We start from the raw sequence: 14,084 nt of genomic DNA on the forward strand, positions 1-14,084 counted from the left end.
TCATCGCGTAGCATTGACTAATTTCCTGGTGAAGCTTTTCCCATCTTTGTCCGAAATACGTAACAGGTAAACGCCTTGCGGCATACCGGTTGTATTGATCAGGTAGCTTTTAAATGAAGGGTTGGCAATAGCAACGTGGTAAGCTATTTTGCCTTCGATATTGTATAAGCGCACCATTACATTGCCCGTCTTCAGGTCCCCTAAAATAAGGTTGATGTTGCTGCCGTCACTACCCACCTTTATCTCTTCCCCGTTCCAACTTAATTGGCTTATAGACGTTGCCGGATCATTGGCATTCATTACGGAATCAATCCAGGGGCGGTAAGCGGCCAGCTTGGTAAATAGTCCCGGTTCGTCCTGAAGGGTTGTTTCGTCAAAGCCACCACTTACTACGCCGATTATCTTTTTACCACCTCCCGGCTGTTCTATCCATACCGGACCACCGCTATCTCCTGCTGCCGAGCCGGCCTGGACTTCACCTGCTTTATAACCTGCACAAAAAACATTATTACTCAAACTCGTATTATAAATAGCCGTGGTAAGGCTGTCACAGATATTATGGTCATATACTTTTGTATTACACCATTTCATGTTGAAGGATATATCTCCCGAAAAAGTGTCTTTGACACCCCAGCCAGCCATTTTTACCGGTGCTCCGGTTTGGTAGACTGTTGCCATGTCGCTGGTTGCAGGCAGGCTGATCGGGGTAATCGAAGTTACCGGTTGCTTAAGCAATACCAGGCCGATATCATAACCTCCTGCTGGGTTTGCTGTGGTCAGACTGAAAAGCTGATGCGGGAAAAATGCTTTTACTTCTGCTTCTACACCTCCGCCCGGATTGAGTGCGTTAATTGTGTTAACACTATTGAACCTGATGGTCGTGCCGGCAAGAGGGATTACAGAGGTATCTACACAGTGCCCTGCTGTAATGGCCCACCTGGGATGAATTAGCGCCGCACCGCAAAAATGCCCGTCAGGAATTCTCATGTCTCCGATCCAGGGGAACTGGCCCTCACTGGCTTCCTGACCACCAACAATCCAGAATTGTTGTGCAGAACAAGGCTTGTTGCTATTGAGTACTATAAACCCTATCGCGATAAACGCTAAAATTGCTTTTTTCATGTACGTCTGTTTTTAAACTTTAACTGCATTAGCGGAATAATATATAACCTGCTTTGAGATTAAGACCAGGAGCAAAGGTGTTCTGCCCGTTTCCCATCTGGTAGATTACCCCTGCTTCAAGATTAAGGAACAGGTTATTGTAAGTCCTTTGCAGTCCCCACAAAAGACCAACATTATAGCTGTATTTATCCGGCATTATATTGTTATTTGTTTCTGCACTGCCATTCTTCTTTTTACCCTCATCGTATAGGGTGAAGAGGTTTCTGGAAGCGCAGGAGGAGAGTGCGAAGTAATTGCCGGAGTTACCTGATGTATTGAGTCCTTTACGAGCTCTTTTGTTGAGGTTGTAGTAGTAACGACCCTGGGCTTCCAATTGTAATGCGCCCATCAGTACGCTTTCATTTTTTTCTGTACCATTCGCCAATTTGAGTTTCCGCTCATACGTGACTGGGCTAACGCCTAAATTGGCACCGATAGTTATTTTATCCGATAATCCGTGTTCGAACCCTAAACCGGGCATCAGGAAATTGATTTTGTATTGATTTTTTTCAACTCCTGCTGCCGGCCTGTTGTTAGTCGTTTGCGCAATGGTTATTGACTGTGTTGCAAGTTGTATGCCTGCGAATAGAAGGAGGAACAATGCTTTACGATTCATTTTGTTTTAATTTTTTAGATGATTAATTATGCCCTGGCGCCTTGGACGAAATAGAAAATACTAGTTTTTCTAAATACAACACATCCCTCACAAGGGGAAGTACTATGCCAATCCATAATTTTTTTTCTAAAATTTATGCGCAAACAAAAAAGAAGATAGCAAACCGTCTGGAATCCGTATCGGGATTTTGCATAAAAGGGGCTAATACTGCCCTTATTTTTTTTGTGGCAGCCGTAAGTTGATTTTTTACGGTCTGGGGTGAGAGGGAAAGATGAAGTGAAATTTGTTCAATATCAAGCCCTTTCTCCCGGCTTAAAATATAGATTTCACGCATTTTTTCAGGCAGTTGTGTGATACTTCTCTGATAATGTTCGTTCATTTCCTTTGCTGCCAGTAGTTCTTCTGTTGAATAGGTGGAGCTTGGCAGATGATAGCCGGCGGCATTGGTGTGTCCTTGCCGGATAGATTCTGATTTAAAATGATTAATTACCCGGTTGCGGGCCATAACTCTGAGATAGGCCTCAATGCTTCCGGTAATAAGAATGGATTCCCGCTTTTCCCAAAGAGATATGAAAATGTCTTGAAGCAGGTCTTTGGCTATATCTTCATCACATACACGCCAGTATATGGTATGATAAATAGTTTCCCAATGGAGATCATATATATCCCCAAAAGCGGTGGCATCACCTTTTTGGACTAAATGCCATAAATGCTCCATTTCAGATATAAATAAGTGGTCCAGGGAAAAATAGCAATCATCTCTATTGCCAAACAGAATGGAAAGGTAAATCTATTTTAAATATAATATTAATCTTATCGTACTATTCGGTTCTTATTTAAAAACAATCAGGACGTGCTAACGAACCCTTAGATTCTCTTAGCCAATAATGTTTTTTTTAATTACTTCCACACAATTAGGTCCGTTGGTTTAAGTTTGATCGGCCAAGCCCCCTATTTAAAATCATAAATAATTCGTGGTTTTTGTCTGTAAATTAATCTAAACTTTACTATTACCTTTATTGGGAACCGTACTAAAATGTATGTCTCAGTCTTAGATTATATCCTTCCTTAATTCTAACACTAAAAATCTTTCTGTATGACGCTTAATTTGAAATCTGTCATCTATCTTTCAGTATTTCTGTTGCTAATATTCTCTTCCCGCATATATGGCCAAGATAAGGCATTTGCTACAAGTCAATCCAATGTAGTATTGCAGCCCTGCTCTCAATGCAGCATTCAAAATCCAGATGGCGCGGTAGGAATTGAGGATACCAGTTATTCAACATTGTCCCTTGGTGGGGCTACACCGGGCACGGGTATCAAGCAAACACTCATTTTTGACGAATCAGCACCTGCTTCCATTGCTAAGGTCGTAATCCGGATAGGTAATGGAAATGCCTTAACTCCGGAACTACAACAGGATATTAGGATTCAATCTTTCTTAGGCAACGTAGCTAATAACGACACCACAACAGTTGCCAATCTTATTGGTTTGTTTGAATCAGACTCTCTAAACGCAGATATTGAGTTTTTTCCACATAAAGAATTCGATCGGGTAGAGATTTATTTAAGAAGCGAACAAATTAATGCATTTTCAAATTTCCGTATTTATCATGCCTATAAATTGATTGAAGTGATTTATGCTGCAGGTGAAACACATAATGTCCAGTTTCCATGTGGTTTATGTTCTGTCGAAAATCCCGCGGGTGCCTTAGGCAGCAATAGTGCTGACTATTCGTCATTGGTCCTTGGAACCAGTTTAATAGGAGGCAGTGTGAAACAGAAACTTATATTTCCAGACACAGCGGATGGAACTACATCAAAAGTGACGCTACGAGTAGGTAACGCTCAAGGGTTATTTATAAGGCTATTGGGGAATGTGACGGTTGAGTCATTCTTAGGTAATGTTGCCAATAACGATAAAAGAAAAATTGACAGTCTTAGTATCAGCATAAATACTGATTCTACCCTTGGAAGTATTGAATTTATTCCTGGAAATACATTTGACCGAATTGAGATTTCTTTAAATGGAGGATTAATAGGATTATTTGGCGCTTTTCGGATTTATTATGCTTATTATACATTACCTCCATTTAGTGAGTGTGCGACAATTCCTACAACTCCTTTGGCGTATTATCGTTTTGATAATAATTTTAGGGACGAAATTAGCCAAGTAGATATATATACTAATTTAGGTAGTAGATTTGACGGCGATGGAATTTGTTCTAAAAGCATGATTCCTGAAAATGTCGCTGTTTATCATTTTCCTTTCACAAACATGAATGAACGGTCATTTGCCGTATGGTGCGAAACTGACAGTACAGACAGTCAAAGAATGCTTCAAATGAATGGTGGTGATTTCTTATTTTCAGACACAATTACAGAGGGCGTACATAATTTACACCTTTCTCAGGCCAATTCAGCCGGATTAAAGATTCAATACACATTTAATTCTCCGGGGCCCATTCATGTGGTAGGTACTTTTGATGGAGATTCGACAAAGCTATATGTAAATGGTGTCTTTGTAGGAAAAACAGGAAAGGGACCGCTTCAATCCTCCACCAATGCGACATTTGTAGGTAATGCGGTGGCCATTGACGAATTATTTTTCTATGATCGTGCTTTAACACAAGAAGAGATTTCAGCGTTTTACCAATCGTATCCTGACACAAGCGGACAAACTAATTCATTTGCACTGCGAAAAGGTATTGAAAAACGAGCAGATATAAACGCTCCGATTTGCGAGTCATTGACACTTAGTCCGAATCCGACCACCGGCAAAGTAATCATCACTACTAACCGTTATATAAAACATGCAAATATCAGTGTGATAAATATTGCCGGACAGCTTTTATCGGAGCAAAAGGAACTAGAGGGTAATAAATTCTACCTTGATATTTCAGCATACCCTGCCGGCGTGTATATTGTAGCGTTACATAAAGCCGGAAAATCACTAAGGATTAAATTACTGAAGTATTAACGCTGAGGTTAATTTACCCGATCACCTTAGTTCGGAACTATAGAGGAAAAGCAAACTAAACATCATACAGAAGCGGTAGCGTTCGAAATGTAGGTTTACTACTTTTTGCTAAAGGCTAGGAAGGATATTTTTTTGGGATTAAAGAATGATATTTGTATCTTAGCTCTGCAAAAAGTTCTTGTATAAAGTTAAACAATCATAAACAAACAACAAGGGTAACTTTAAGGGTACCTATGTTTGTAACACTCTTAATAATAGTGACTTAATTAGTGAATTCGAGTCCCAGCGGGATCACGAAAAGCCTCAGAGAAATCTGGGGCTTTTTGCGTTTTATCTCTAATACCTTGAAGATATAGCCAATGATATTAATCGAACTTAATAAACATCTGGTTAAAATTCAGGATCATTTTGCTGAATTGACGAATCACATCCTGTCCTATGTTTCCATAAACAGTTTCTTTATTGATTTTAGCTTTTAATAAACTAACATTCTTAAGGGGAACCTGCCTTCCCAATATATGGAAGGTGTGATTCACTTTGAATCCCTCATGCTCAATCTTTCCGCCGGCACCGCCCATACCAATCTTAACGGACTGGTACTGCTTGTCAATGTTTTTTTTATTTTCCTGATAAAATGGCGCATATAACATCGTTTTATCGGCACCGGTATCAAAAGTAAAATGTCTTCCATCTATGTAAATGAGCGGAGTCAGGCCGTCAATTGCCATATTCGATTGCATATTGATTTTTGTATCCTCATATGGCACAATAAAATAATCGTCTTGTGTCAGCTGTACTTCATTTAAAGCCTCAATAACAGGAAACCCAAGAATGCCGTTGATCTGATAGTTGATTTGCGGAAAGCGAAGTGCACTGTCCGCAAATACAAGAAATACAGCATTTTCCACTGTAACATTCCCCAGGACCAGTTTTTTACAAACGGCAAGATCTGCTTTAACAGAAATGCCGGTAACTGCATCCACATCAATACCAGCAGAGATGACCTTCATTTTTAAGCGCCTGGCAGCGGATGCTGAAACCGTAGAAATATTAGCTCCTGTATCAAAAATAAAGTTCATGGTATCTTTTCCTGTATTTACTTTCAGGTTTTTTAAGCCTGCAATGTCTTTTTCCATCTTAAGACGGGTGCTGCCATTAATGGAAACCTGTTGTCGGAGTTCATGCTCCAGGGCAGTCCATATTTTCAGGTTATTTCTTAAGTCATTTTTTTCATCCGCTGTAAGTAAGTCAGGATATTGGTTGAGGGCAGTTTGCACGGCATTCTTTGCGCCCGCATAATCGTACTGCTTCATGCAGTTGTCCTCTTTAATAAGCCGGACTTTAAGCATCAGTGAATCCGGAAGTATGGCTTTTGAGGCTTCCAGTTTCAGAATTTTCCGGTTGGATTCCTCGGGCTTGTTAAAAGCATTGTCGAGCACCGCCCCTATAAAATACTGGTGCGCAATGGGTAATTTGCTATTCGTTCTGGCAAAAAGCTGGTTGAGTTTAAAAAAATTCTTTTGATTGATCTGCTCATATAGGACATCAAACGCAGAATGATGAGTCTGGCCGAAGCTGGTAAAAGATACCAACAACATAACAAACCATACCACCATATGTATCACCTTCATAATAGTACCGGAATTCTTCATGGTAATTTTATTAATTTATTAAATCTAATCATTCCGTACGACACAAATCACCTTAAAATTTTAGAAATCACACTTAACACCTGATTAAAGCAGGTATATACTTTAAATTTAAAACAATTACCAATTCGACGGTGTTGAAGAAAACAAAAAAACATTTCAACAGCTTATGCAGGAGACGACGACTTCCAGGAATAAAATCATTTCAAAACTCCTGCTGGTTTTCGGCCTTGCAATTTTGTTAGGCGCTGAAGGGTATTTTGGTTATCGGCTACACCAGCTTTCAGACCAGCAGGAAGAGATCAAGGAAGATTACGCTAATATTAACAACATCAGCTCAGGGCTGTTCTCTGTAGAGCAGTGGCGAGACAAAGTTTCGGCAATTGTCAGTCACCAGATCCGCGATTTCACGCTTAGTGCCAAACAAAAGAAAACACTTCAGAAGGAAGTTGAACAAATCATCATTGCACTGATTGACAAGGCAGAAGCATTGATCAATAAGCCTAAAAAGACCCTCGACGGAAAAATCAAGAAATTTATAGTTAAAAATTTCGTAAATACAGATGACTTCCGGAAGAAGGCTCCTTCATTCGCTAAAGAAATTATTGCCAAAGTTTATAATCCCACAAATAAAAAGCAGCTCAGCAAGATGGCGATGAACAGGTTTGATGCACTGGAACGTGCGGAATATCTGGACAGCACCGTAGCTGCCACGAAAGCTGCATCCGAAAAAATCTATAAAAAATATCGCGCATCGTCCAATGAAGAATTAAACAGCAAACTCAACTCTTCACTATCGCACATCAGGACTTTAACTTACAATTACTCCTTCGCGATGTTGGGTTGTATCGTAATCGTTTTATCGCTATGGTGGATATTAAGAAAACGGATTGATTTGCACGCGCCCCTTTTCATCATGTCGTTGATGTTCGCATTCATATTGCTTTTTATCGGCCTGACAGCGTCTATGATAGAGGTCGATGCACGCATCAAAGCACTCGATTTTGTGCTGCTGGGCGAACATGTGATTTTTGAGAACCAGGTATTGTTCTTCCAGAGCAAAAGCATTCTGGATGTGGTCAGGGTATTGATTAGCCAACCTGCTATGGATGCCGTAGCAGTAGGGATTCTGATATTAATCTTCAGCATACTCTTCCCTGTCATGAAGCTTAGCGCTACCGGTATACACCTGCTGAGCACAAAGAAAATTGCCCGGAACAAGGTCATCAGGTATTTTGCCTTTCAATCTGGTAAATGGAGCATGGCTGATGTCATCGTCATCGCAATATTAATGGTGTATATCGGCCTGAATGGACTGCTAGACAGTCAGCTGAACAACCTGAATATTAAAAGCGATGACTTAAATGTCATTACCACCAACAATACTGCGCTCCAACCAGGATTTATCATATTCATCAGCTTTGTATTATACGGCCTCATTTTGTCGACCATCCTAAAATTCATCTCTCCTCATGAAAGCCATTAGAAAAGTAGCCCTTCCTAATATTTTGCTCCTGGCTGGCCTGAGTCTGCTGCTTTGCGGAGAGGCCTGGTTTGGATTCCGCATATCGACTCTTTCCAGCCAGCAGGAAGAAATCAAAGCAGATTACAGTGTCGCAAACAGCATTACCTTTGGTATCTTATCCGTGGACCAGTGGCGTGAGAAAATGGCTGCGGTAGTTGACGACAAGGTGAACGAGTTCAACATGACGGCCGTGCAGAAGAAAGCGCTTCAGAAAAAGGTCGAAAAACAATTAAACAGTCTTGTTGACAAGGCCGTTGCCGAGGTCAATAAACCACAAAAGAGTATTGGTGGCAAACTCAAAAAACTGGCATTCAACGCATTGGTTGATCCGGAAGAAATCCAGGCAGAAGTTCCCGCATTCGCCGCAACCATTGTTGCCAGGATCAATAAGCCTACAAGTAAGAAAAGACTCAAAAACATTGTCACCAGTAAAGTCGACCAGTTGGAAAAACAAACATTCGACAATACGGAACCAGCCAGCGTTACGGTAACCAGGCATATTTATAAAAAATATCAGGTCTCCAATACAGAGGATTTTGAGAAAACTGTCAATTCACAGCTGATTAGAATACAGAGACTCAGCTATAATTATACCTATGCGATGATTGGTTGCGTGCTGCTGGCGCTTTTTCTCTGGTTCTTTCTGAGAAAACACGTACGCCTTCATACTACACTATATATCCTCTCTCTCATGTTTGCCTTTGTCCTCTTATCGGTAGGCATCACCGCTACAATCATAGAAGTTGATGCGCGTATCCAGTCCTTAAACTTTACGCTGCTAAGTGAAAAATTAGCTTTTACCAATCAGGTGTTATTTTTTCAAAGTAAGAGTATAACCGGCATAGTGGAGTCATTAATCGGACAGCCTAAACCCGATGCAATATTGGTTGGTATCCTCATATTGCTCTTCGTTATTATTCTACCCGTGCTTCGAATGATCGGCAAGGGCATCCTGATATGGGGCAGAGATAAATACGCTGAAAATAAGCTGATCAGATTTTTAGCATTGGACTTAGGCAAATGGGATATGGCCGATGTCATGGTTGTAGGTATTGCGATGACTTACATTGGCTTAAATGGAATTCTGCAAAGCCAGCTCTCGGGTTTGAATATAGAGGAGGAGTTGCTTTCCACCGTAACACAAAATAACACTTCATTGCAACCTGGCTACTACATTTTTGTAGCTTATGTGATCTATGCCTCACTATTATCGCTGATCTTAAAACGTATAAACCCATTAAAAAAATAACTATTGGAATAGTACCCATGAAGTTTTCCAAAGCTACATCCGCTTCAAGTTTGATTTCTTTGACGCTTTGGCTGTTTTATTGAAATCAAGGCATAAGTTCACAAAATACTCGAAGTCCATTTTTGTCTGAATTCCTTCAGGATTTATATAACAATACCCTTTGTATTCTTTTCCTTTCATTAGCATCGTTTCATAACCATTTTTTTCTGCAATCTCTTCCTGCATTTTTGGATCGAAACGACACATTAAATTTTCTCCGCTTACACAAACACAGGTCTTCCCGTTTACCATAAAATTCAGCACGTTAAACATTTTCTTTTCTTCAACTTCCAGATCGGGTATTTCAGCAAGATAGGCTCTTAATCTGTCGGCAAGTTTGATGTCGTAGGTCATATTTTGATATTTTACATTTGTCATGATTAAATTGTTTCACGTTAGCCAGCAAAATTAAAATGACTTTCAAACCTAAAATTGTAAAAATGCGACAAGGAAGGTTAATCCGTTTGATCAAAAATCAAAGACATCTTTAAGAGGTCTCCATAAAATTCTTTGGGTGTAATTCCGGTAAACTCTTTGAAATCTTTAATAAAATGCGCCTGGTCATAATACTCACCTTCGTAAGCCAAAGTAGTAAGGCTGCTCACTTTTTTTGTCAGCAAGGTTTTGAGTGTGGCTTGCAGCCTTATCGTTTTTGAAAGCTGTTTTGGGCTTAAACCAACCACCGAAGAAAATTTACGTTCTAACTGTCTGCGGTTGATATTGGTTTGTCTGGAAAGCTCATCAATTGAAAGTTGTCCATTGGCAGTCAAAATAGTTTCAACGGTTGATTTTACAATTTGGTCAAAGGCTTCCGTATTCGCCAATCTGCTGAATAAAAATGATTCGATGAGACCTATCCTGTCCTGTGTTGATTTGGCTTTTAAGATCTTTTGCTCAATATCCTGCCCTTCTTTTCCAAATAATTTCTCCAACGGAACGGCGGTATTTTCCATTTCTTTGATTGGAATTGTTGCAAAGGGTAAAAATCCATTCGGATGAAAGCGGACAAAAAAAATGCCCGTCTCCCCGGTCGGCTCTACTTCAAACGGCCCCGTCAGTTGTCCGATTACGAAACATCTCGGAAGGAGAGTGTTATTTCCATTTTCAGCGTAATGTTTATACAAATCGCCATAGTGAAAAATCATCTTCATACTGCCATCGGGAACAATGGTGTTTCTTTCAGGTGTTTTTTCTTTAGGGCTTTCCAATGTCCAGTAACATCTGACAACTGCTGCCAGATCATCGCTCGGCTCAAATATCTGGTAATTCATTATCTTTTTTTTAGCTTTTCCTGATGTTTTTTTGCCCTTTCTTCGCCTCTGCCCCTAATAACCGCTGTCAAAAATTCATAAGAATTCTTAAATTTAGTGATAAAAATGGAAGCCACTATACAAACACTTTATAGCTCGGAGATTTGTACCGTACATAACTTTTTATGCCGGTGTACAGATTGCCTGGTATCTGCTAAAGAACATCAGGACAACTTTGTCATTGCTTACATCAGAACCGGCAATTTTCAATTCAAAGTGTTCAGAAATAACCTCGATGCTTACCATGGCTTTTTCTTAATCAATAAGCCGGGGTATGAATATAGGGTCGGCCATGACCATAAATTTCCCGACGAATGTACTATCTTTTCTATTTCAGAGGAGAGCTTACAACAGATAAAGGAACATGCCGGCGCATTATCCTGGTTTTTTGACAATCCGGATCTTCAATCCGTTTTGGTTAAAGCAAGCCCGGAAACAGAATACCTGCATCATTGCATATTTCAACTTTTACAAACCACCCGGTTAGCCCGTCTATGGGTAGAAACGCTAATCACTGAGCTTTTTATTCAGGTACTTTTAACCTACGAAAGACCGGCATTACCACCATTACTAACGGTTAAACAAAAGAAAAACTACCTGCCGACTATCGAAACGGTTAAACAATTCATAAATGAAAATTTTACCGCCGATATCTCTTTGCCCGAACTTGCAGAATTGGGCTACCTCAGCTCCTTTCATTTTAACCGGCTCTTTAAACAGATGACCAGCGTTAGTCCATATCAATATTTACTGCGTGTACGTTTAAAACATGCTCATCTTCAGCTTTGCAATACCTCTACTCCGGTTTCTGACATTGCCTTCCTGGCCGGATTTAATAGTCTGGAGCATTTTTCTGCATCGTACAAAAAAATGTACGGAATGTCCCCTTCTTTTGCTCGTAAATAAAAAGCGCAATTTTCCTTAAATCTTAGCCAAATCCAGGCTTTAGCTTTGTTTTTACAAAATATACTTTTTATGAAAACTCAATTATTATCAAGACTGGAACAGGCTAAAAACTACACACTAAGTGTCGCAGAAATAATGCCCGAAAAATGGTATCATTTTAAACCGGCAGACACGATCTGGAACTTCAAGGAACTCCTGCATCATATCGGATACGGAATACATTGGTATGAAGACAATTACCTTAAAAAGAAAGATAAAGAATGGATGCCACCTCCCCCTACAGAAGATAAAACTGCAACTATCGCATACCTGAACACTGCTTTTGCAGGCTTAGCGCTAACCATCGCGCATATGAATGAAGATTCGGAAACCGTAAATGGCGTTTATGCGACCCTTGATCACATTACACATCACCGCGGACAGGCAACCGTTTATTTACGTTGCAGCGGAATCATACCACCCGAATATATCTATTAACAATTTAACCTCAACTCAATCAACATGGCAGTATATTATATAAACAGCTACGATATTGTAGATGCAGAACGCTATCAGGAATATGGTCCGAAAGTCTATCCGATACTTCAGCGATATGGGGCAGAAATTTTAGCTTCAGATACCGCTCCCATCGTCGTGGAAGGCCTGGCCAGAAAGATGAATGCAATTGTGAAATTTCCTTCAGAAGAAGCAGCACTGAATTGTTATAATGATTCTGAATACCAGGCGGTAAAGATGATCAGAATAAATTCAACAGCTAATTGTACAATGGTTTTGGTAAAAGAATTTAGTACTTGATTCGCATATTTAGAGCGCTCTTTTTCTTATTAATGGGTCTTGATTTAATTCAAGGCCCTTTGTTAATCTTTTAACAATTAAATAGGCAACAAGGAGATTCGGTATCCATGACCACCAGGCTATGATAATATATGCCGTTCTGAAATTGCCGATTATCAAAATCAAAACAGGCAACCAGATTCTTAAAGTTACCGCGGCAAAACAAGCTGCATAGCTGTAAATCATCATGGTCTGGTGTCTTATAAGCTGCTTATTTCTGATGGCCAGGTAAGCGATTAAAGTCGTACAAAACCAAATGACCCCCAGGATGCTAAATCCGAGCGAAGCCCAGAATCCACCGTCCGCAAACAGCGCAATGTAGAAACCCGAAAAAGAACTTAATAAAGCTGAAACCACATATATTTTTCCGATCTGTCTGTGTATCCTGACATTTATAGCCCTAAGTTTTGAGCTGAACTGAGTCCAGCCAATAAGTAATGAAATCCCTCCAAAAGCAATATGTGTATAAAAGGCAGCATTCCAGACCGCGCTCGCTAAAAGCCATTCCGGTTTAGAATTTAGGATCCCAAACTTTCCATCCGTTAATAAATACAGCAATGGATATAAAGCGATAGTGATGGAGAAAATGGCAAACAAAAACCAAAGAATCTTTTTTTTCATGTCAACAATTAAATTTAGAACCACAAAAATGTGCGTTATCGGGTTAAAAATCGTACCATCTTGTAAGATGGAACCTATTGTTTGTTAAGTTGCGGCCTGGAGTTGTATTTTCTGTTGCTGTAAATAAGCTGTTGGCGAACAACCCGTTATGTTCTTGAAATTTCTATTAAAGGAAGTTTTAGAATTAAAGCCAACTTCATAAGCCAGGGACAATAGTGTGAATTGTTGATTTTCAGGCAGAACAACAATTACCTTAAACTCTTCAATCCGAAGTTCATTGATGTAATCATAAAAGCTTTTTCTCTCCATAGTATTGATCACCTCCGATAATACACTGGGATGTACGGAAAGATATTTAGCAAGGACTCCGAGCGTAAGCTCGCCATCTTTAAACAACTTTTCAGCTTCCATAACGGCCAGGAGTTCCGCGTGTATTTTTTGAGCGGTGTTTTCCGTTAAAGTTGACTTTTCATATTTGATCTTTTCAGGTTCAACCGCTTTGGCTTTTTCTTCAACAGGAGATAGCATTCTATTGGTAAAGATCCCAACCTGCTTGATACCAAAATAGCCAATAAACAAGATAAATAAATCAACAAAGGTAAAGGTAGACCGGTCATTGCCAAAGAGAATGGACAACCAGATCACTCCCATCCCGATCGTGAGATTCCTTAGCCAGTTCAAATTGATCTTTTCCAGATAAGAGGCCTGATTTGATAGGTTTCTACGATGTGCTTTCAGCAAGAAAAGCGACCCGGCGATATAGGCAATTCCCGAAGGTAAAATTGCGAAATGGACAATTTTTAAAAGAGCCGTATAACCAGCGCCATTACTTCTATAAACAAGTACCTTTTCGGCCGGCGTCAATAAAAAGAATTTTGACAGGGTAAGGTAGATCAGGATGACCGGAAGGAAATGAAAAAAACAATGTAATCTTCCGACCCGCTTTCCGGTTATTAAAGCGGTATATAGAAATAGAAAAGGACCGTGGATAAAGGGCATGGCAATCTCAAGCCCCAGAAAGTATGGGAATTCGGAAAATTGATCAGAAGCGAGTAAATAATAGCTGAGCAGATGAAAGGAGATCAGGAACAGCCAAAGTGCCAATACTAAATCTGCATCAGACTTACCCTTTTTTGTAAAAAGAAGTAGAGAAAGAAACAAGGAAATGATTATCCCTATGATATGTAGCATGAC

14 protein-coding genes are annotated in these 14,084 nt (G+C 39.9%); 6 read left to right on the top strand and 8 right to left on the bottom strand.

The window, feature by feature from the left end; translation table 11 throughout:
• From BFS30_RS24820 to BFS30_RS24830, 3 genes are all read right to left on the bottom strand, one after another.
• Nucleotides 1-1,122: a trypsin-like serine protease gene (locus BFS30_RS24820; protein ID WP_069381763.1), complete on the bottom strand. Its 1,122-nt coding sequence runs from the start codon at nucleotides 1,120-1,122 to the stop codon at nucleotides 1-3.
• Between the two features lie 28 nt (nucleotides 1,123-1,150).
• Nucleotides 1,151-1,777, bottom strand: coding sequence for a hypothetical protein (locus BFS30_RS24825; RefSeq protein WP_069381764.1), 627 nt, complete (start codon nucleotides 1,775-1,777; stop codon nucleotides 1,151-1,153).
• A 133-nt stretch (nucleotides 1,778-1,910) separates the two neighbouring features.
• Nucleotides 1,911-2,495: an RNA polymerase sigma factor gene (locus tag BFS30_RS24830; protein ID WP_069381765.1), complete on the bottom strand. Its 585-nt coding sequence runs from the start codon at nucleotides 2,493-2,495 to the stop codon at nucleotides 1,911-1,913.
• A 378-nt stretch (nucleotides 2,496-2,873) separates the two neighbouring features.
• Here BFS30_RS24830 and BFS30_RS24835 point away from each other — a divergent pair, with 378 nt between their 5' ends.
• On the top strand, nucleotides 2,874-4,757 hold the full coding sequence (locus BFS30_RS24835; RefSeq protein ID WP_069381766.1) for a LamG-like jellyroll fold domain-containing protein: 1,884 nt from the start codon (nucleotides 2,874-2,876) through the stop codon (nucleotides 4,755-4,757).
• Between the two features lie 365 nt (nucleotides 4,758-5,122).
• Here BFS30_RS24835 and BFS30_RS24840 read toward each other — a convergent pair whose 3' ends face one another.
• Nucleotides 5,123-6,409 carry a retropepsin-like aspartic protease gene (locus BFS30_RS24840; protein ID WP_069381767.1) on the bottom strand — a complete coding sequence of 429 codons (1,287 nt, stop codon included), beginning with the start codon at nucleotides 6,407-6,409 and terminating at the stop codon, nucleotides 5,123-5,125.
• 166 nt (nucleotides 6,410-6,575) lie between these two features.
• Here BFS30_RS24840 and BFS30_RS24845 point away from each other — a divergent pair, with 166 nt between their 5' ends.
• Nucleotides 6,576-7,892 carry a paraquat-inducible protein A gene (locus BFS30_RS24845; protein ID WP_069381768.1) on the top strand — a complete coding sequence of 439 codons (1,317 nt, stop codon included), beginning with the start codon at nucleotides 6,576-6,578 and terminating at the stop codon, nucleotides 7,890-7,892.
• Nucleotides 7,879-9,180 carry a paraquat-inducible protein A gene (locus BFS30_RS24850; RefSeq protein ID WP_069381769.1) on the top strand — a complete coding sequence of 434 codons (1,302 nt, stop codon included), beginning with the start codon at nucleotides 7,879-7,881 and terminating at the stop codon, nucleotides 9,178-9,180. The genes BFS30_RS24845 and BFS30_RS24850 overlap by 14 nt, the downstream gene beginning before the upstream one ends.
• A 33-nt stretch (nucleotides 9,181-9,213) precedes the next feature.
• Here BFS30_RS24850 and BFS30_RS24855 read toward each other — a convergent pair whose 3' ends face one another.
• Nucleotides 9,214-9,573, bottom strand: coding sequence for a TfoX/Sxy family protein (locus BFS30_RS24855; protein WP_069382657.1), 360 nt, complete (start codon nucleotides 9,571-9,573; stop codon nucleotides 9,214-9,216).
• Between the two features lie 101 nt (nucleotides 9,574-9,674).
• Nucleotides 9,675-10,490, bottom strand: coding sequence for a helix-turn-helix domain-containing protein (locus BFS30_RS24860; protein WP_069381770.1), 816 nt, complete (start codon nucleotides 10,488-10,490; stop codon nucleotides 9,675-9,677).
• A 105-nt stretch (nucleotides 10,491-10,595) separates the two neighbouring features.
• Here BFS30_RS24860 and BFS30_RS24865 point away from each other — a divergent pair, with 105 nt between their 5' ends.
• From BFS30_RS24865 to BFS30_RS24875, 3 genes are all read left to right on the top strand, one after another.
• A complete protein-coding gene (locus tag BFS30_RS24865) occupies nucleotides 10,596-11,435 on the top strand; it encodes a helix-turn-helix transcriptional regulator (RefSeq protein WP_069381771.1) in 840 nt (279 codons plus the stop codon).
• A gap of 69 nt (nucleotides 11,436-11,504) precedes the next feature.
• Complete coding sequence (locus BFS30_RS24870) at nucleotides 11,505-11,912, top strand: DinB family protein (RefSeq protein ID WP_069381772.1); 408 nt, start codon at nucleotides 11,505-11,507, stop codon at nucleotides 11,910-11,912.
• A gap of 24 nt (nucleotides 11,913-11,936) precedes the next feature.
• On the top strand, nucleotides 11,937-12,230 hold the full coding sequence (locus tag BFS30_RS24875) for a DUF1330 domain-containing protein (protein ID WP_069381773.1): 294 nt from the start codon (nucleotides 11,937-11,939) through the stop codon (nucleotides 12,228-12,230).
• 9 nt (nucleotides 12,231-12,239) lie between these two features.
• On the opposite strand, the gene BFS30_RS24880 is transcribed toward BFS30_RS24875, so the two are convergent.
• Nucleotides 12,240-12,890, bottom strand: a complete 651-nt coding sequence (locus tag BFS30_RS24880) for a DUF2306 domain-containing protein (RefSeq protein ID WP_069381774.1) — start codon at nucleotides 12,888-12,890, stop codon at nucleotides 12,240-12,242.
• A gap of 84 nt (nucleotides 12,891-12,974) precedes the next feature.
• Nucleotides 12,975-14,081 carry an AraC family transcriptional regulator gene (locus BFS30_RS24885; protein WP_069381775.1) on the bottom strand — a complete coding sequence of 369 codons (1,107 nt, stop codon included), beginning with the start codon at nucleotides 14,079-14,081 and terminating at the stop codon, nucleotides 12,975-12,977.
• Nucleotides 14,082-14,084 lie beyond the last annotated feature (3 nt).

Source organism: Pedobacter steynii (assembly GCF_001721645.1).
Taxonomy (GTDB): Bacteria; Bacteroidota; Bacteroidia; order Sphingobacteriales; family Sphingobacteriaceae; genus Pedobacter; species Pedobacter steynii_A.